General features: G+C 46.2%; 1 protein-coding gene. It reads left to right on the forward strand.

What is annotated here, in order from left to right:
* Window positions 1–851, forward strand: an 851-nt coding sequence (locus tag R7Q48_RS25940) for a thiamine phosphate synthase (RefSeq protein WP_318133054.1), incomplete at both ends; no start/stop codon positions are given.

An 851-nucleotide genomic window follows, 5' to 3' on the forward strand; every position in this document is an offset into this window, starting at 1 on the left:
ATGATGAAATAAGAGCTCTGTCAGTTGCTTCTACTTCTAGAACTACAACCCTTCAAACCGATCAACATTTAGCGTGGACAGTAACGCTGCTTGCTCTCGATTTCCCTATTGAAGACGCTTTGACCTTGGCGCGCGCAATGGCGAATGTTTCACGTGAAACACTCGTGAATGGTGAAACAATGGTTAAGCAGGACTGGGCATCTCAGTTTGCTGACTTTCCTATACCAGTCCTAGAAGATTGTCGTTTAGGCATCAAAGTAGGTTGGTCATCACACGGACAGTCGGTCAACTTTCCTCACCTGAGCAAACAGAGTTTGGGTCTCTATCCGGTCGTGGACGACGTCAGTTGGATTGAGCGGTTGTTGCCATTGGGTATCAACACCATTCAACTACGTATCAAAGACCCCTATCAGCCAGACTTAGAACAGCAGATTGCACGCGCGATTGAACTCGGTCGTCAGTATGACGCTCAAGTTTTTATTAATGATTATTGGCAACTAGCAATAAAGCATGGCGCGTTCGGGGTTCATCTTGGTCAAGAGGATATCGAAGATTCCAATTTGAGCCAGTTGAGCACCGCAGGTATTTGCTTAGGTCTATCAACCCATGGTTATTATGAACTGCTGCGTATCGTCCAAATTAACCCAAGCTACATTGCGTTGGGGCATATCTTTCCGACCACCACCAAACAAATGCCATCCAAACCGCAAGGTTTGGTTCGCTTAGCCTTGTATCAAAAGCTGATCGATAGCATTCCATATGGTGAAAGTGTTGGCTATCCAACTGTGGCCATTGGTGGCATTGACCAATCAAACGCAGAGCAAGTTTGGCAATGTGGCGTGTCCAGTTTA

This window comes from Vibrio sp. 378 (assembly GCF_033339435.1).